13 protein-coding genes are annotated in these 16,531 nt (G+C 68.6%); 7 read left to right on the top strand and 6 right to left on the bottom strand.

Annotated features, from left to right (window positions below):
• Position 1: 1 nt before the first annotated feature.
• Both ACWEV3_RS21080 and ACWEV3_RS21075 read left to right on the top strand, forming a co-directional pair.
• Entirely contained in the window at positions 2 to 379 is a 378-nt protein-coding gene (locus ACWEV3_RS21080) for a hypothetical protein (RefSeq protein WP_452615521.1), read from the top strand.
• Complete coding sequence (locus ACWEV3_RS21075) at positions 372 to 1,499, top strand: hypothetical protein (protein ID WP_452615520.1); 1,128 nt, start codon at positions 372 to 374, stop codon at positions 1,497 to 1,499. Before ACWEV3_RS21080 ends, ACWEV3_RS21075 begins: the two co-directional genes overlap by 8 nt.
• A 13-nt stretch (positions 1,500 to 1,512) precedes the next feature.
• Here ACWEV3_RS21075 and ACWEV3_RS21070 read toward each other — a convergent pair whose 3' ends face one another.
• The gene (locus ACWEV3_RS21070; RefSeq protein ID WP_452615519.1) at positions 1,513 to 2,094 is read right to left on the bottom strand and encodes a TIGR03086 family metal-binding protein; all 582 of its coding nucleotides are present in this window, start codon (positions 2,092 to 2,094) and stop codon (positions 1,513 to 1,515) included.
• An 86-nt stretch (positions 2,095 to 2,180) separates the two neighbouring features.
• On the opposite strand from ACWEV3_RS21070, the gene pdxR reads away from it, so the two are divergent.
• Together pdxR and ACWEV3_RS21060 are read left to right on the top strand one after the other, a co-directional pair.
• On the top strand, positions 2,181 to 3,593 hold the full coding sequence (gene pdxR, locus ACWEV3_RS21065) for a MocR-like pyridoxine biosynthesis transcription factor PdxR (protein WP_452615518.1): 1,413 nt from the start codon (positions 2,181 to 2,183) through the stop codon (positions 3,591 to 3,593).
• 174 nt (positions 3,594 to 3,767) lie between these two features.
• Complete coding sequence (locus ACWEV3_RS21060; protein ID WP_452615517.1) at positions 3,768 to 4,196, top strand: CHAP domain-containing protein; 429 nt, start codon at positions 3,768 to 3,770, stop codon at positions 4,194 to 4,196.
• A 64-nt stretch (positions 4,197 to 4,260) separates the two neighbouring features.
• Here the strand turns inward: ACWEV3_RS21060 and ACWEV3_RS21055 are convergent, their stop codons facing one another.
• A complete protein-coding gene (locus ACWEV3_RS21055) occupies positions 4,261 to 5,979 on the bottom strand; it encodes an IlvD/Edd family dehydratase (RefSeq protein WP_452615516.1) in 1,719 nt (572 codons plus the stop codon).
• A 377-nt stretch (positions 5,980 to 6,356) separates the two neighbouring features.
• On the opposite strand from ACWEV3_RS21055, the gene ACWEV3_RS21050 reads away from it, so the two are divergent.
• The 3 genes from ACWEV3_RS21050 (at position 6,357) to ACWEV3_RS21040 (ending at position 11,364) form a co-directional block, all read left to right on the top strand.
• Positions 6,357 to 7,706: an MFS transporter gene (locus ACWEV3_RS21050; RefSeq protein WP_452615515.1), complete on the top strand. Its 1,350-nt coding sequence runs from the start codon at positions 6,357 to 6,359 to the stop codon at positions 7,704 to 7,706.
• 84 nt (positions 7,707 to 7,790) lie between these two features.
• A complete protein-coding gene (locus tag ACWEV3_RS21045; protein ID WP_452615514.1) occupies positions 7,791 to 10,559 on the top strand; it encodes an FtsK/SpoIIIE domain-containing protein in 2,769 nt (922 codons plus the stop codon).
• A 325-nt stretch (positions 10,560 to 10,884) separates the two neighbouring features.
• On the top strand, positions 10,885 to 11,364 hold the full coding sequence (locus ACWEV3_RS21040; RefSeq protein ID WP_452615513.1) for a hypothetical protein: 480 nt from the start codon (positions 10,885 to 10,887) through the stop codon (positions 11,362 to 11,364).
• A 249-nt stretch (positions 11,365 to 11,613) separates the two neighbouring features.
• Here the strand turns inward: ACWEV3_RS21040 and ACWEV3_RS21035 are convergent, their stop codons facing one another.
• From ACWEV3_RS21035 to mraZ, 4 genes are all read right to left on the bottom strand, one after another.
• The gene (locus ACWEV3_RS21035; RefSeq protein ID WP_452615512.1) at positions 11,614 to 13,470 is read right to left on the bottom strand and encodes a peptidoglycan D,D-transpeptidase FtsI family protein; all 1,857 of its coding nucleotides are present in this window, start codon (positions 13,468 to 13,470) and stop codon (positions 11,614 to 11,616) included.
• Complete coding sequence (locus ACWEV3_RS21030; protein ID WP_452615511.1) at positions 13,470 to 14,240, bottom strand: hypothetical protein; 771 nt, start codon at positions 14,238 to 14,240, stop codon at positions 13,470 to 13,472. Before ACWEV3_RS21030 ends, ACWEV3_RS21035 begins: the two co-directional genes overlap by 1 nt.
• A 162-nt stretch (positions 14,241 to 14,402) precedes the next feature.
• Complete coding sequence (rsmH, locus tag ACWEV3_RS21025) at positions 14,403 to 15,389, bottom strand: 16S rRNA (cytosine(1402)-N(4))-methyltransferase RsmH (RefSeq protein WP_452615510.1); 987 nt, start codon at positions 15,387 to 15,389, stop codon at positions 14,403 to 14,405.
• Between the two features lie 255 nt (positions 15,390 to 15,644).
• The gene (gene mraZ, locus ACWEV3_RS21020) at positions 15,645 to 16,076 is read right to left on the bottom strand and encodes a division/cell wall cluster transcriptional repressor MraZ (RefSeq protein WP_132485633.1); all 432 of its coding nucleotides are present in this window, start codon (positions 16,074 to 16,076) and stop codon (positions 15,645 to 15,647) included.
• Positions 16,077 to 16,531: the final 455 nt, after the last annotated feature.

Below are 16,531 nucleotides of genomic sequence, written 5' to 3'. Positions count from 1 at the left end.
CATGCCCGACCACCACGCCACGCGGTTGCTGAACGTTAACATCTCAGCAGAATGGCGAGCTTACCCGTGCTGGGTGACACGGACCAACAACCCGACGCCGACCGATATGCCATACTCTCGAATGTCAATTGATTACGGAGTATCAGAGGCCCTCCTCAAAAAGATCGACGAATGGGATGAAGAGTTCCAGCAACTCTGGGATCCAGCCGACCCCGCATCCACCGAATTTCCCAGCAAGGAGGATGAAGAACGCTGGACAGAACATGGTAGGCAGCTAGCAAAGCAGTTGGCCACAGAACTCGGCCCAGATGTGCGGGTCACCTACTATGGGGAAGTTATCCAGGCCGGGCCGGCAGACAGAAAACAGGACGATGACTGAATCAGGCGCAGGGTTGATTAGGACACGACATGGAGCAGACTTCCAGCGATGCGGAGTCGCCGATGATCTGATCAACAAGCTCGTCATGCAGGCAGCCACCAGCGCAGACGACGCCGCAACCGTAGTCGGGCACAACCGGTCGGTCCGCATCGTTCAGTTCGCCGATCGGAAAATCCCGGTTGCCATCAGCACTGCCACGAGCGGTTACCTGATCTCCGCGCATGCCGAACCGCTGGCCCGTGTCGATGGCTCCCAGTGGCCTCCTTCGAACAGCCGTCCTGTCCATGTCCGGCTCGCAGCGGAATGGGGCGCTGGTCCGCTCTGGGTTTCCTTCGGCCCGGCGGCGGAAGCAGTCGCCGCCAACTACCTCCCGGAGGAAGTCCGGGATGTACTCGATCTTCCGCCCGCTCTGCTGCTGGACATCGCTCGTTGGGACCACGACTACCAGCGCATCCTGGACCAGAACTACCCGCCCGACTCGAAGTTCCCGTCCGAAGACGCCGCGCTCCGGTTCCGCCGCACCGGGTTCGCACTCGCGAAGCAGCTGCGCGCCGCACTGCCACCCGAAATCGCAGTCGAGTACGCGGAGAACTTCAGCGACCGCGTCATCACGATGGAAGCACCGAAACCCCCGCGCCCGGCGGTCGTGGTGCACGCCGTTCGCCCGAACCATCTTCCCGGGATCAATCCGGCGACCGGCGCCATCCACGTCGATCTGCCGCATTCGCAGGTGGATCGCTGGATTCAGCAGCTCGGTAGCGGCCCTGAACGCCTGATCGAGGTCGATGTCCGCAACGTGCCGTCCACCCGGGCCCTCATCCACGCCGTCTCACCCGACGCCGGCACTCTCACCGAGGCGATCGCCCGGGTTCCGGCGAAAGCCCTGCTCTTCACCAAGGTCGAGCAGCTCGGCGTGAAGAACCGCCCGGTCCTGGTCGAGCTGCTGCACGCCCTGCCGGCAGCCCTCACCGCCCGCGAAGCCAACAACGCACCGCTGCACATCGGCCTCGTCGACCTCTCCAGCGACAAGGCCGACGCAATCCTCGCCGAACTCCACAGCGCGCCGTCGGACGACGTCGAGGAGCCGATCATCGTTTTCGACTACCCGACCATGCCTTGAGTAGCTCTGGTGCTCATCGCGGTTCCGGCCAATTCGGGTTGCGGCCGAGGAAGGCTAGCAGCTTGTCCAGGGCAGGCGCCGAGTCCTGAACTTCGATCATCGGGGCGAAGACTCCAGTGCCGTCCTGGGGTGGCGGGTTTCGACGCATGAGTTCCAGTGCCGTGGCCGGTAGGCCCTCATCCGGTTCGTAGCGGGCGCCGATGGTTTTCGCCACGTCCCAGCCGTGGACCACCATGTCCACGAAGTGGAGGACCAGGGCCGCCCTGCCGGGGAACACGCCGAATTCCCGGACCCGGACCTGCCGGTCCAGCACGCCTTCGGCGGCGAACGCCTTGCCGAACTCGGCGGCCGAGCTGCGGTAGTCCTCCGCCGGGTCGGCGCTGAGCCGCCCCGCATCCCAGTCCACATCGGACGGTTCTGTACCCGACGTGGTGGCGCGAGCGAACGCCAGGTTCTCGCTCACCATGTGCCGCAACAGCCCGTGCAGCGTCCAGTCCGCGCACGGCGTGGGCAGGCGCAGCTGGTCGGGGCGGATCTGGGCGATCACGTCACCGGTGCCCCGCATGGCCCGCCAGTGCAAGTTCCGAATGTCCACGCGTCGAGGTTATGGACGGCCATCGGCCCAGCGGTAGAGCCAAATTCCACCAACTCCACTGGGCCGATTCCGGCTAACCTCGCGGCGTGGAATTCCACGTGAGCCTGGTCGGCCGGGACGACCTGGCCGGGCAGATCTACCGGCAGGTCAAGGCAGCGGTCCTGGACGGCAGGCTTCGCACCGGCGAGGCGTTGCCACCCACTCGCGAACTGGCCAGACGCCTGTCGGTGTCCCGGAACACCGTCGGCGCCGCCTACGACCGGCTGACCGCCGAGGGCTTCGTGGCCGGCCGAACCGGATCGGGCACCTACGTGCAGCCGGGCGGCTTCGACCGGGCACCGGAATCGGCCGCCGGGCAGGACATCCGGCCCGTCCCCGGCTGGGAGCGGATCCGGGTTCCCCGGATGGATCGGCCCACCCCGGCCTTCGACTTCCGAGCCGGAATTCCCGACATCCGGTTGTTCCCCCACGCGGCCTGGCGCCGCCTGCTGGCCCACTGGTTCCGCACGTCGGGCGTCGGTTCGCCGATGTACGGCGACCCCGCCGGGCATTCCGGGCTGCGCGCCGCGCTGGCGCGGCACGTCGGGGTGTCCCGGGCCGTGCGGGCGACCGCCGACGACGTGGTGGTCACCAATGGGGCACAGCAGGCCTTCGACCTGGTCGGCCGGGTCCTCATCGAACCCGGGACCTGCGTTGCCGTCGAGGACCCGGGGTATCCGCCGCCTCGTCAGCTGTTCCGGGCGCTGGGCGCGAAGGTCGTCGGCGTACCGGTGGACGCCGAAGGCATCCAGGTCGACCAGATCCCCGACAGCGCCCGGATCGTGTACGTCACGCCGTCGCACCAGTTCCCGCTCGGGATGCCGATGTCGTTGCTGCGCCGGACGGCGCTGCTGGAGTGGGCCGAGCGCACCGGCTCGGTCATCATCGAGGACGACTACGACAGCGAATTCCGCTTCTCGGGCAGGCCGATCGAACCGTTGCAGAGCCTCGACCGCGCGGGCCGGGTGATCTACGTCGGCTCGATGTCCAAGGTGCTCCTGCCCGTGCTGCGAATCGGTTTCCTGATCGCGCCGCGAAGCCTCCGCGCCGCGCTGCAGGCCGCCAAGTACGTCGCCGATCTGCACGCGCCGATGCCGTTGCAGGCCGCGCTCGCGGAGTTCATCGAGGAAGGCTTGCTGGCCCGGCACATTCGTCGCGCCCGCACCGAATACGCGCAACGGCATGAACTCATCTCGACCGCATTGCGGCGGGACTTCACCGGCTTGGTCGAGCCGATCCGAGCCGCTGCGGGCCTGCACCTCGCGGCGCTGTTGCCGGAGGGAACCGACGACGAGTCGATCGCCGAACGCGCGTGGGACACCGGCGTCGGAGTCCTCGCGCTGCGTCCGTACCGGAAGGCGGAACGCGGTCGTCCGGGGCTCGTCCTCGGATACGGCGGGATCGGCGTACCCGACATCGCCGAGGGGCTTCGCCGCCTGCACTCGTGCCTCGCCGGCTGACACCGGTGGTGGAGCCGGCTGTCATCGGCTGTTCAGGTGTTCTTGATGGTGTTCGGCTGCGGGGATCGCTAGCGTCCTTCCCGTTCGTTGGAGATTTTTGCGCTCCGGGAGGACTTCGTGAACAAGAACCGTCTCGTTCGATTAACCGGCGCCTGCGGTGTTGCCGCAGCACTCGTGCTCGCTCCGCTCGCCGCGCCGAGCGTGATCGCCGAACCCGCATCGCAGGCCGAACAGATGAGTCCCGCCGATGGCACCGCGCAGGGCGCCGTCGAGTGGTTCCAGAAGCACCAGGGCGACACCTCCTACCAGGGCCTCTGCGAGAAGGCCGTGGAGAACGCCTGGGGCACGACGGGCGTCTGGCCGTCCGCGATCGCGCACTGGCAGGGCGCGGTGCGCGCGGGCAAGGCGCACACCGACGGCTCCACCCCGCCCAAGGGCGCGTTCGTGTACTGGAACATCAGCCAGTACGGGCACGTCGGCATCGCCGACGGCAACGGCGGCATCTACGCGAGCAGCATCGGCGGCAAGATCGGCCACGCCGACAGTGTCTCCTACTTCAACAACTACCTGGGCTGGAGCGACCCGCAGGTGCCGCGCGGCTGACCACAGTGGACACTCCCGGCGGTCGCGGGTCTCCCAGGAAGCCCCGGAAGACCCGCGACCGCCGTCAGTGGCCGTCGCGGGGCACGTAGCTGCCGGACTTGCCGACCAGGAAGTCCAGATCCGCGCCGTCGGACGCCTGCAGCACGTGGTCGTAGTACAGCCGCTGGTAGCCGCGCGGGTACGGGTTGTCGGGGTCCTTCCACTCCGCCCGGCGGCGGCTCAGCTCCTCCGCCGGCACCTCCAGGTCGAGGCGGCGGTTCGGCACGTCGATGCTGACGATGTCGCCGGTGCGCACGAAGGCCAGCGGGCCGCCGGCTGCCGCCTCCGGCGTGACGTGCAGGATCACTGTGCCGTAAGCGGTGCCGCTCATCCGGCCGTCGGAAATCCGCACGATGTCGTCGAATCCGCGGTCCTGCACCTTCTTCGGCACCGGCACGTTGGCCACCTCCGGCATGCCCGGATAGCCCTTCGGTCCCGCGTTGCGGACGATCAGCACCGTGTTCTCGTCGACGTCCAGATCGTCGTCCTTGCACACCGCGTAGTAGTCGTCGACGTCCTCGAAGACCATCGCCGGGCCGCGGTGCTGCAGCAGCCGGGGCGACGCCGCGGACTGCTTGATCACCGCACCGTCCGGCGCGAGCGAGCCGCGCAGCACCGCCGTTCCGGTGCCGACGGCCTGGAACGGCTCGTCGAACGCGGTGATCACCTCTCGGTTGTGCACTTCCGCGCCGGCGATGTTCTCGCCCATCGAGCGGCCGGTGACCGTCACCGCCGAGCGCTCGACCAGGTCGCCGAGTTCCTTCAGCACCGCGGGCAGCCCGCCCGCGTAGCAGAAGTCCTCCATCAGGAACTTGCCGCTGGGCTGCAGGTTCACCAGCGTCGGCACCTCGCGGGTGTCGGTGTCGAAGTCGTCGACGGTCAGCTCGACGCCGACGCGCTTGGCGATGGCGATCAGGTGCACGACGGCGTTGGTGGAGCCGCCGATCGCGGCGTTGGCCCGGATCGCGTTGCGGAACGCGTCGCGGGTCAGCACGTCGGAGGGCTTGAGGTCTTCCTCGACCATCTCGACGATGCGCTGCCCGGTTTGCTGAGCGGCGGCGTAGCGGCGCGCGTCGACGGCCGGCCAGGACGCCGCGTACGGCAGTTGCATGCCGAGCGCCTCGACGATGCAGGCCATCGTGGACGCGGTGCCCATCGTCATGCAGTGCCCGTTGGATCGGGACATGCAGCCCTCGATGAAGTAGCACTCGTCCTGCGTGATCTTGCCCGCCACGAGGTCGGCCTCGGCCTGCCAGACGGCCGTGCCGGAGCCGATGTCGGTGCCCTTGTACTTGCCGTTGAGCATCGGCCCGCCGGTGAGCATCGCGGTGGGCAGGTCGACGCTGGCCGCCGCCATCAGTAGGCCAGGGGTCGTCTTGTCGCACCCGGACAGCAGCACGACGGCGTCCAGCGGGTTGGCGCGGATCGTCTCCTCGGCCTGCATCGCGAGGAGGTTGCGGTAGAGCATGGTGGTCGGGCGCATGAGCGTCTCGCCCAGCGCCATGTTCGGGAACTCCAGCGGGAAACCGCCCGCCTGCCACACCCCGCGCTTGACCGCCTCGGCGATCCGCTGCTGGTGGGCGTTGCACGGCGCCAGCTCGGACCAGGTGGTGCCGATGCCGATCACCGGGCGGCCGTCGAACACCTCGTCGCTGTAGCCCTGGTTCTTGACCCAGGACCGGGCGGTCATCCCGGCCCGGCCGTGGGCCCCGAACCAACTCGCACTGCGCCGTGGCGTGCTCATACCAGTTCCGCCTCTCCGCGTTTCACGGTTCCGCCTCTCCGCGATTCACAGTTGTGGTTGCGTCCGGGATCAATCCCGCGTTTCGCGGTTTCTCGTGGCTGGGTTGCGTCACGGTCCCCTGAGGTGCGGTTGAGGAGGACTGAGGTTGACACAGGGCTGCTCATGCTTCCTCCATGTCGGGACCATGGTCTGACCACTGCGACGTAACCAGCTCGCTCGGCCGGGCGCAATAGCCCGGCCCCGACCATCCGCGATCTCGAACAATGGTTGCGATACCGGACGCGCCATTGACGGCCCCGACCCGCAGCCCTACGCTCGTGACCCAAATCACGAACGCAGTTCGATATTTCGAACACTCACCACCTCAGCGGGGAGGCATGGTGCACACCGGCGAGCGAGCGCCCGACGAGGCGCTCACGACCGCGATCCGGCGGGTCATGGTGCGGCTGCTGCCGTTCCTGTTCTTCATGTACGTGATCGCGTTCCTGGATCGCGTCAACATCGGGTTCGCCAAGCAGGAATTCCAGGCGCACGCGGGGATCTCGGAGGCGTCCTACGCGCTCGGGGCCGGGCTGTTCTTCATCGGTTACGCGCTGTTCGAGGTGCCGAGCAACCTCATCATGACGCGGGTCGGCGCGCGCTGGTGGATGTGCCGGATCATGGTGACCTGGGGCCTGATCTCGGCCGCGATGGCCCTGGTGAACAGCGAGTTCCTGTTCTACCTGCTGCGCTTCCTGCTGGGCGTCGCCGAAGCGGGCTTCTTCCCCGGCGTCATCCTGTACATCACCTACTGGGTGCCACACGCGTACCGGGCGCGCTGCAACGCGCTGTTCTACTTCGGCATCCCGCTCGCGTCGGTGCTCGGCGGCCCGCTCTCCGGGCTGCTGCTGGAACTCGACGGCGTGGCGGGAATCCTGGGCTGGCAGTGGATGTTCGCGGTCGAAGGCCTGATCGCGTGCGTGGTCGGCGTGTGGGCGTACTTCTACCTGGACAACAAGCCGGCCGACGCCAAGTGGCTCTCGCCCGATCAGCGCACCGCCCTGCAGACCGCGGTCGACCGCGAGGCCGAGGCCAAGAAGGCGCACGGCCCGCACCGGATGTGGTCGACGCTGGTGGACCGGCGGGTGCTGTTCTTCTGCCTGATCTACTTCCTGATCCAGTGCAGCGTCTACGGCATGACGTTCTACCTGCCGACGCAGGTGGCCGCCGCCGTGGGCAGCAAGGTCGGCCTGCTGGTCGGCCTGGTGACGGCGATCCCGTGGACCGTGGCGCTGCTGGTGAACATCGCGGTGTCCACCGGCGCGGACCGGCTCGCCCAGCCCAAGAAGCGGTTCGTCGCCGCGGCCTGCGTCGCCACCGGGTCCGTCGGCATCGCGGCGTCGGCCTACTTCAGCAGCCCGGTGCTGGCGATCGCGGGCCTGTCGGTGGCCGCCGCCGGGTACATCTCGGTGCAGCCGGTGTTCTGGACGTTCCCGGCGGCATACCTGACCGGCACGGCCGCGGCGGCCGGCATCGGCCTGATCAACTCGCTGGGCAACCTGGGCGGGTTCGTAGCCCCGATCGCGAAGACCTGGATCGAGACCTCCCTCCACTCGCAGACGGCGGGCCTGTACCTGCTGGCGTTCTGCGGCTTCGCGGCGGCGGCGCTGTTCCTGACGCTGTCCCGCTTCAAAGCCCCCGCCGAGGAGATCCAGGCCTCACCGAGCAAGACCGGAGGAGCCGTCTGACGGCGGGTCGGTCGAACGACCGTGGTGCGGCAGGCCGCTTGATATACATGGCTTGCCGCATCACGACGTTCAGGGGGACCGTGCATGACCGAGGCGTGGATCCACGACGCCGACCCGGCGGAGCTGTGGAACCTGCGACCGCACTTGGACATCGCCCGCGCCTGGGCGCCACGCCCGGCGCAGGACCTCTACCGGATCCCGATCGGCATGGACGAGTCGGGCACCGCGGTGGAGCTCGACTTCAAGGAAACGGCCCTCGGTGGGCTCGGACCGCACGGCCTGATCATCGGCGCGAACGGCTCCGGCAAGCCGTGGTTCCTGCGCTCCATCGTGCTCGGCCTGATGTCCACGCACTCGCCGACCGACGTGAACTTCGTGCTGACCGGCGACCACAGCGCCCCGATATTCGGCGACTTCGAGGGCGCACCGCACGTTTCGGCATTCGTCCCCGACCCGGAGCCAGACCAGATGGTCCGGCTGCAGGACTCGCTGGAAGCGGAGTTGAGCCGCCGCATGGAATTGCTGAGCGGCGCAGGAGCGAAGAACTACTGGGAATACCGGCAGATGCGGGATGCCGGTGACCAGCGCTGCGCGGAGCCGCTGCCGGCATTGTTCGTGATCATCGACGAATTCGCCAGGACGCTGGAAAAGAAGCCGGACTTCGCCGAGGTGCTGGTGAAGATCGGTCGCATGGGACGTGCCCTGGGCGTCCACATGCTGCTGGCCTCGTACCGACTGCAATGGGGAGATCTGCGGCCCCTCGAAGGGTTTCTGACCTACCGCGTCGCGCTCAGGACCTTCACCGCCGACGAGTCCCGCATGGCGATCGGAAGCACCGACGCCTACGACCTCCCGGCCGGCCCCGGGTTCGGATACCTGTGTCGCGTTCCTGCCACTGCCCAGAAGTTCAGGGCCGTGTCTGCACGGCACGGTGATTCCCATGACGACCTGTTCGCAGAGACCCTCGCCGAGATGCGCGGCAAGGGCCCAGCCGCGCGGCAGATCTTGCTGCCACCGCAGCAGGAAACGTCTCCTCCGGCCGCTGACCTGTGGAACCTGGGGACGGGGTTCGACGTCGCCCGTGCCTGGACGCCACGCCCGGCGCAGGACCTCTACCGGATCCCGATCGGCGTGGACGAGTCGGGGGCCCCGGTGGAGCTCGACTTCAAGGAAACGGCCCGCGGTGGAATGGGGCCACACGGCCTGATCATCGGCGGTAGCGGCTCCGGCAAGGGGAGCCTCCTGCGCTCGATCGTGACCGGCCTCGTGACGACGCACTCCCCGACCGATGTGAACCTGGTGCTCGCCGAGTACATCGCCGGCCCACCGTTCGGCGACTTCGAGAAAGCGCCGCACGTTTCGGCCTTCGCCCCCGGTCTGGAGTCCGATCCGGATCTGGTCCGGCGGCTGCGGGACTCGCTGGACGTCGAGTCGAGCCGCCGCATGGAATTGCTGAGGGCCGCCGGGGCGAAGAACTTCTGGGAATACCGGCAGATGCGGGAGTCCGGCGATCAGCGTTGCCAGGAACCGCTGCCTGCCCTCTTCGTGGTCATCGACGAATTCCGCAGAGTGCTGGAAGAACAGCCGGACTTCGTGGAGATCCTGGTGCGGATCGGGCGGTTGGGACGTTCTCTGGGCGTCCACATGCTGCTGGCCTCGCACCGGCTGGAACAGGGCGATCTGCGATCTCTCGAACCGTTCCTGCCCTTCCGCGTCGCGCTGAGGACTTTCAACGCCGACGAGTCGCGCATGGTGATCGGAATCCCCGACGCCAGCGAAATACCGACCGGCACCGGCCGCGGATATCTGCGCACTCCGGACAACATCGAGCAGTTCAAGACCGCGACCGTGCCCCAAAGCGATTCCGAGAACGGGCTGCTCGCAACCACCCTGGCAGCGATGCGCGACGAAGCCCCTTCGGCGCGACAGATCCTGCCGCCCGAGGCACCGCCGAACTTGGCCGCTGACCTGTTGAACCTGGGGCCGGGCTTCGACGTCGACCGAGCGTGGGCGCCGCGCCCGATCGAGGACCTCTACCGGATCCCGATCGGGGTGGACGAAGCCGGGAATCCGTTCGAGCTCGACCTCAAGGAAGCCGAACTCGGCGGAATCGGGCCGCACGGCCTGATCATCGGCGCCGCTGGCTCTGGCAAGTCGGAGCTCCTGCGCACCATCGTCCTCGGCCTGATGACCACGCATCCGCCGACCGACGTCAACTTCGTGCTGGCCAACTACGTGGGCAGCGCGACGTTCCGCCACTTCAAGAACGCGCCGCACGTCTCGGCCACCTCCCCCGCCTTGATCTCCGACGACCTGCTCGGCAGGTTCCAGGAAACGCTGAACGGCGAGTTGAAGCGCCGGATGGATGCATTGAGCGGCGTGGGCGCGAGGGACATCTGGGAATACCGCCAGATGCGAGAATCCGGCGACCAGCGCTGCCAGGAGCCGTTGCCGATGCTGTTCGTGATCCTCGAACAGCTCGACGGGATGCTGGCGCAACAGCCGAATTTCATCGACACGCTGGTGACGATCCACCGGACGGGCCGCTCGTTGGGCGTCCGCATGTTGCTGGCCTCGCAACGGGCCGACGACGAGAAGTGGCACCCCTTCTGGAGAAAGCTGTCCTACCGCATCGCGCTGAGGACCTTCAGCGCGGCCGAGTCCCGCGCAGCGATCGGAGTGTCCGACGCCTGCGACCTGCCGCCAGAGCCCGGCGTCGGATACCTGCGCACCCCCGACGGCATCAAGCGGTTCAAGACGGCATACGTGTCCGGCGGCGAGCCCGAAACCAGCCTCCTCGAAACCACGCTGGCCGAAATGCGCGGCAAGGCCCCGTCGGCTTACCGAATCTGATTGCCATCGCTGGAGACTTCCGCACCGCGCTACCCCGGGTGGACGGCGCGAAGCTGGACACCCTGGTGGAAGCCGCCCGGGAGAAGGGGCGGTGGCCCCGACCGGCGCAGGGGGTCTACCGCGACAGCCACGCCGACGCCGTCGCGGACCTGGTCGACCGCGTGCGGTCCGGCTGGCGCGGATACTCGGCGCCGCCGGTGCGGCTGCTGCCGACGGAGTTGCCGTACCGGTTCCCACCGGCGAGCGCGGATCCGTCCGGACCACGTTGCTGCGGACCATCATCCGCGGCATCACCGAGCGGTTCGCGCCGTAGGAAGCGCTGATCATGCTGGTCGATTATCGGCGCACGCTGCTCGGGTTCCTTACCACCGAACACCTGGCCGCGTACGTGATCACCCCGCGCGCGGGTCGCACCCGTGGCAAAACCGAGCCTCCAGGCCTGGCGATGAGCGCAAACACCAACAAAGGAGGAGAAGCATCGAAAACTCCCTACGAAACCTCCCTCGTGTGCAAGAATTTGCCACGTCATTGGTTCAACCAAAGGGGAGCAACAAAGATGCGAAACATTGCCCGTAAGATCACAGGAGCCGCAGCAGTTGCCGTTGCGGTCACAGGAATCAGTCTGACGTCAAATACTGAAGCACATGCGGCATGGGTCCACCCCAACGTTTACCAGACCGAGCACGAGTGCCTCGTCGTGCGCACCGAATTTTTGCGCTACTACAGCCGAGTCCAGCCGTGCTTCTTCATATCCACCAACCCCAGCTGGACCTTCCTCTACGACGACACATCGTCGCGGGGATAGTCTACGGCGATTTTCGAGCCATGTAGGACCGCGCCTGGGGCACCATCACGCATCAGAGATGGGGCGCCTCTCGAGCAGTGTCTGCTGACCGAGAGGCGCGCGCCACAGTTGTCCCGTCCTTCTATTCGCCCCAGTTCCTTGGACGTAAGTAGCCGAGCTACTTGCTCGAATGCCAGCAGGTCTCGCAGCTAGCCGCTCCAGTGCTGCCACTCTTTCCAGGGAGACGAAACCGTCTGACGCCGAGCGCCGTCAGGGGACCTGGAGGGTCTGGATCGGCGCCTGCTCCTTGGACGGCGGGATCTGGTAGCGCTGGGTGAGGAACGACGCGACTTCGTTGAACAGCGGCGCCGCCGACGACCCGTCCTGCGTCCCGTACGCCGGCTGGTCCAGCATCAGCCCCACCACGAAGCGCGGGTTGTCCGCGGGCACCATCCCGGCGAAGGTGATCCAGTACTTCGACTGGCTGTAGCAGCGGCAGGCCGGGTCGACCTGCTGCGCCGTCCCGGTCTTGCCGGAGACCTGGAAGCCCGGCAAGGCGGCACCCGGCCCGGTGCCGTCCTGCTCGCGCCCCGGCCCGTTCTGCACCACCGAGCGCAGCATGTCCCGAACCGTGTGCGCCGTCTCCGGGCTGACCACCCGCACGCCCTCCGGGCGCGGTCGCTCCACGCGCGTGCCGTCCGGCCCGGTCTCCGCCGCGATGATCCGCGGCGGCACCCGCACCCCGTCGTTCGCGATCGCCTGGTACATGCCCGCCATCTGCAGCACCGTCATCGAAAGGCCCTGGCCGATCGGCAGGTTCGCGAACGTCGACCCGGACCAGGACTGGCGCGGCGGCAGGCTGCCCGCGCTCTCACCCGGCAGGCCGCTGCCGGTCACCTGGCCCAGCCCGAACTTCTTGGCCAGGTCGTAGAACCGGTCCTCGCCGAGCTGCTGCGCGACCATCAGCGTGCCGACGTTGGAGGACTTGCCCAGCACGCCGGTGAAGGTCAGCGGCAGCGTGCCGTGCGGCCAGGCGTCGCCGACGGTCCGGTCGGCGACCTTGATGGAGCCCGGCACCTGCAGCACGGTGTCCGGCTTGACGATGCCGTTCTCGATCGCCCCGGCCGCGGTGATCACCTTGCCCACCGAGCCCGGCTCGAACGGCGTGGTCACCGCCGGGTTGCTGTCCGGGCTGTCGCCCCACGACGAGGCGCCCGGGTCGAAGGCCTTGTCGTTGGCCAGCGCGTAGATCTCGCCGGTCTTGGCGTCCAGCACCACCGCGCTGGCGCTCCTGGCCTGTGCCGCACGGGCGTAGTCGGCGAGCTGGCGCTGCAGCATGAACTGCAGGTCCGAGTCGATGGTCAGCTGCACGTCGGAGCCCGGGACCGCCGCCTTCAGCTCCCGCTCGGTGCCGGGGATGACCAGGCTCGAACCCCTCGCGGTGTCGGAGACCTTCTCACCGGCGGTGCCGGCCAGCAGCGGGTCCATCGAGGCCTCCAGACCCATCTGCCCCTTGACCTTCCGCTCATCCGGCCGCCAGTTCGCCGCACCGATGATGTTCGAGCCCACGTCGCGCGCCGGGTACTCGCGGGTCGCCCGGTACTCGGCCCCGATGTGCGGGTACTGTTCGGTGATCAGCCGCGCCTGGCTCGGATCGATCGGCGGGCCGAAGTAGGTGAACCCGGCGTCCTTGAACAGCGCGTCCAGCACTTCCTGCTCGCTGATCACCCCCGGCAGCACCTGCGCGATGTAGCGGGCGATCTCCCGCTTGTACTGCTCCGAAGTGGGTTTCGCGGGGTTCTTCGCGTGCTCCTCGTCGAAGGTCTTGGTCAGCTGGTTCGGGTTGGCGTAGAGCTGCCGCGATTCACCGCTGAACGCGAGCACGTTCCCGCTGCGGTCCGTGAAGGATCCGCGCTCGGCCGGGATGATCTGCTTGGCCGCGCGCTGCGCCTGCGCCCTCTCGGACAGGGCGCTGGCCTCGAACCCCTGCACCTGGATCAGCTTGCCGCCGGTGAGCACCAAAGCGATCACCAACAGCAACCGGCCGACGAGCAGCCGCCGGTTGCTGCCGGCCACGTTCGTGCGCGCGGTGCGCCGCCGAACGCCGCTGGTCGACCCTCGGGCCATCAGCGGCCCGCCTGCGCGACCTGCTGGTCCGCGGGAGGCTGTTGCGGCGCCTGGCCCCCCGCCGCCGGAGGCTGCCCGGCCTGCGGCTGCTCCGCCGGCGGCTGCGGCGGAGCGGGCGGCGGTGCCGCGGTGACCTTCTTCGGCTCACCGATGACGGTCACCGAGCCGTCCGGTTGCTGGACGAGGCGGGCCGGGGACGGCGCCTGCCGCAGGCCGGCTTCCTCCGCGCGACGCTGGATCTCCGGCGTCGCGCCCATCGAGCTGACCTCGCTCAGCAACTGCTCCTTGCGCTCGTTCAGCGCGTTGATCTGGTCCTCGCCCTGCTGCAGCCGGTAGCTGCCGCTGACCGCGGCGATGGACAGCCACAACGTCGCGGCCAGCCCGGTGGCCAGCACCGCCATCACCACGACCACCAGCGGCAACCGCGCGAGCGAAACCCGCTCGTGCAGCTGCTTCGCCTTCGCCTTGGGCTTCGGCTTCGCCGCGGGACGCCGCTCCTCCACGCCCTGCCGCAGCTGGCGCGGCCGCCGGTCGGCGGGCTCCCGCGCCGACCGGTCCCGCCGCTCCTCGCGACGCGCATAGGCGCGCTCGGCCGCGGCGGACCGCGTCCGCGGCTTCTCGCTCGTCTTCTGCCCGGACTTCTGGGTGGGCTTCTGCCCCGACTTCTTCTGGCTGCTCTTTTGCGCAGTCTTCTGGGCGACCTGCTGCGTTCGCTCGGCGGAACCCGCCCGCGAAGCGGCTTTCTTGCCGGCACGCGTAGGTGCAGTCATCTCGCCTCCCTCGCCTTGCCGCTCATGGCAGTTCCGCCTCTCCGCGTTTCACAGTTGTGGTTGCGTTCGGCGCAATCCCGCGTTTCGCAGTTTCTTGTGGCTGGTTCGCGTCACGTTCCCCTGAGGTGCGGTTGAGGAGGACTCGGGTTGACACAGGGCTACTCATGCGTTCCCCCGGCCGACCCGCTCCGCGGCTCGCAGCCGCACCGACGCGGCCCTGGGGTTGGCCTCGATCTCCTGCTCACCGGCGAGCTCGGCGCCCCTGGTGAGCAACCGGAATTCCGGTCCGTGGCCCGGCAGTTCCACCGGCAGGTCGACAGGGGTGCGCGACTTCGTCCGGTCAGCGAAGGCCCGCTTGACCATCCGGTCCTCCAGCGAGTGGTAGGACATCACCACGATCCGACCGCCCACGGCCAGCGAGTCCAGCGCCGCCGGGAGTGCGCGGTCCAGCACGTCGAGCTCGGCGTTGACCTCGATGCGCAGCGCCTGGAAGGTGCGCTTGGCCGGATGCCCGCCGGTGCGCCGGCTCGCCGCCGGCACGGTGTCGTAGAGCAGCTGGACCAGCCGCGCGCTGTTGGTGAACGGCTCCTTCTGGCGTTCCCGGACGATCGCCGCGGCGATCTTGCCCGCGAACTTCTCCTCGCCGTAGGTCCGCAGCACCCGCGCCAGCTCGTCCGCGCTGTAGGTGTTGAGCACGTCCGCGGCGGTGCGCGGCGCGCCCGGGTCCATCCGCATGTCCAGCGGGGCGTCGTGCGCGTAGGCGAAGCCGCGGGCGGTTTCGTCCAGCTGCAGCGAGGACACCCCGAGGTCGAACAGCGCACCGTCCACTTCGGGCAGTCCGAGGTCGGCGAGCACGTCGGCCCACTCGTCGTACACCGCGTGCACCAGGTGGATCCGGGAGGCGTAGGGCGCGAGCCGCTCACCGGCCAGCCGCAGCGCGTCCGTGTCGCGGTCCAGCCCGACCAGCGTCAGCCCGGGGTGCGCGGCGAGCATCGCCTCGGAGTGCCCGCCCATGCCGAGCGTGGCGTCGACGACCACCGCCCCCTCGCGGGACAGCGCGGGCGCGAGCAGCTCCAGCGTCCGGTCGAGCAGCACGGGAACGTGCTTGTCGCGGGCGGATCCGCCCTGATCATGCCGCTGTTCGGCCACGGCGGTCCCTCCCTTCCCGCGTGCCCCGTTCCGGTTCGACACCGCGGTCGAAATACCGCCGATCGCCACGCGCGAACGGCGCGTGGCGATCTTCGGTAAGCCCCCTGGTTTTCCGGATCCCGTCAGGTCCCCGCCCGCCCGTCGCGTCCTGGTGCCGGGGAAGATGCACCAGGCATGCGATAGCCGAGCGGACCGAGGCCTCACGAAACCCGGGTCCCTTGCCGTCAACTCCCGCCCCGCCGGTCGGCGAAACGCTCAGAACACGCCGGGCAACACCTCCTCCTGCGCCTTCGCATAGCCCTCCTCGTGCTCGTCGAGGTAGCTCTGCCACCTCTCCGAGTGCCAGATCTCCAGGCGGTTGATCGCGCCGATGACCACGCACTCCTTGGCCAGCCCGGCGTAGCGCCGCAGCTCCGCCGCGATCTTGATCCGCCCCTGCCCGTCGGGCTGCTGCTCGTCGGTGCCGGCGAACAGGTACCGCTGGTAGGCGCGGACCGCCTCGTTGGTGAACGGCGCCTCGGCGACCTTGCGCGCCATCTGCTCGAACTCGTCGCGCGGGAAGACGTAGAGGCAGTGGTCCTGTCCTTTGGTGACCATCAACCCCCCCGCCAATGCTTCCCGGTACTTGGCCGGCAGCGTCAAGCGCCCCTTGTCGTCGAGCTTCGGGTGGTGGGTGCCGAGGAACATCCCGGTCCACCTCCCCACCCAGGCCGCCCGCACGACGACCCCGGACCGCCCCGGCGCCGCCCACTCCCCGAACGGCCTCCGAGCCGGTGCTCCCGCTGGTCGCCAAACCCGATGGCCATCGGAAGCAGTGCCCACCTGAAACGGCGCCCCACTTCGAGCGGTGCCCCACTTCAAGCGGCAGGACCCCCGTTAGCCCCACCTTCCCCCACACTACCCCACTTCACTCCACCGTCAACACGAGTTGCCCCGGTTCCCCCGGCAGGATTGGCCCCGTTTGCCCTGGTAGCACAGCGTGGCGGCGAAGTGGGGGGTAACGCCGGCCCGACCTTGATCAACCCGTCAGAGCGCGCGGTTATGCTCGGGAACCGCCCGACCGGGCACCGGTGGCCGGCCGGTGGCGCGAGCCCGGTGGGGCGAAGTGGGGCGAGGCGGTCCGCCGCCCGCGGCGAGGTTCG

It is taken from the genome of Saccharopolyspora sp. NPDC003752 (genome assembly GCF_053605825.1).
Note: the sequence above shows the minus strand (reverse complement) of the source record. Positions and strands in the feature narration are given on the sequence as shown.

What these genes read in the sequence shown, in the direction of transcription:
- ACWEV3_RS21080 (WP_452615521.1), top strand. Translation starts at nt 2, where the DNA reads ATGCCCGACCACCACGCCACGCGGTTGCTGAACGTTAACATCTCAGCA.
- ACWEV3_RS21075 (WP_452615520.1), top strand. Translation starts at nt 372, where the DNA reads ATGACTGAATCAGGCGCAGGGTTGATTAGGACACGACATGGAGCAGAC.
- ACWEV3_RS21055 (WP_452615516.1), bottom strand. Translation starts at nt 5,979, where the DNA reads ATGAGCACGCCACGGCGCAGTGCGAGTTGGTTCGGGGCCCACGGCCGG.
- ACWEV3_RS21050 (WP_452615515.1), top strand. Translation starts at nt 6,357, where the DNA reads ATGGTGCACACCGGCGAGCGAGCGCCCGACGAGGCGCTCACGACCGCG.
- ACWEV3_RS21045 (WP_452615514.1), top strand. Translation starts at nt 7,791, where the DNA reads ATGACCGAGGCGTGGATCCACGACGCCGACCCGGCGGAGCTGTGGAAC.
- ACWEV3_RS21040 (WP_452615513.1), top strand. Translation starts at nt 10,885, where the DNA reads ATGCTGGTCGATTATCGGCGCACGCTGCTCGGGTTCCTTACCACCGAA.
- ACWEV3_RS21035 (WP_452615512.1), bottom strand. Translation starts at nt 13,470, where the DNA reads ATGGCCCGAGGGTCGACCAGCGGCGTTCGGCGGCGCACCGCGCGCACG.
- ACWEV3_RS21030 (WP_452615511.1), bottom strand. Translation starts at nt 14,240, where the DNA reads ATGACTGCACCTACGCGTGCCGGCAAGAAAGCCGCTTCGCGGGCGGGT.
- mraZ (WP_132485633.1), bottom strand. Translation starts at nt 16,076, where the DNA reads ATGTTCCTCGGCACCCACCACCCGAAGCTCGACGACAAGGGGCGCTTG.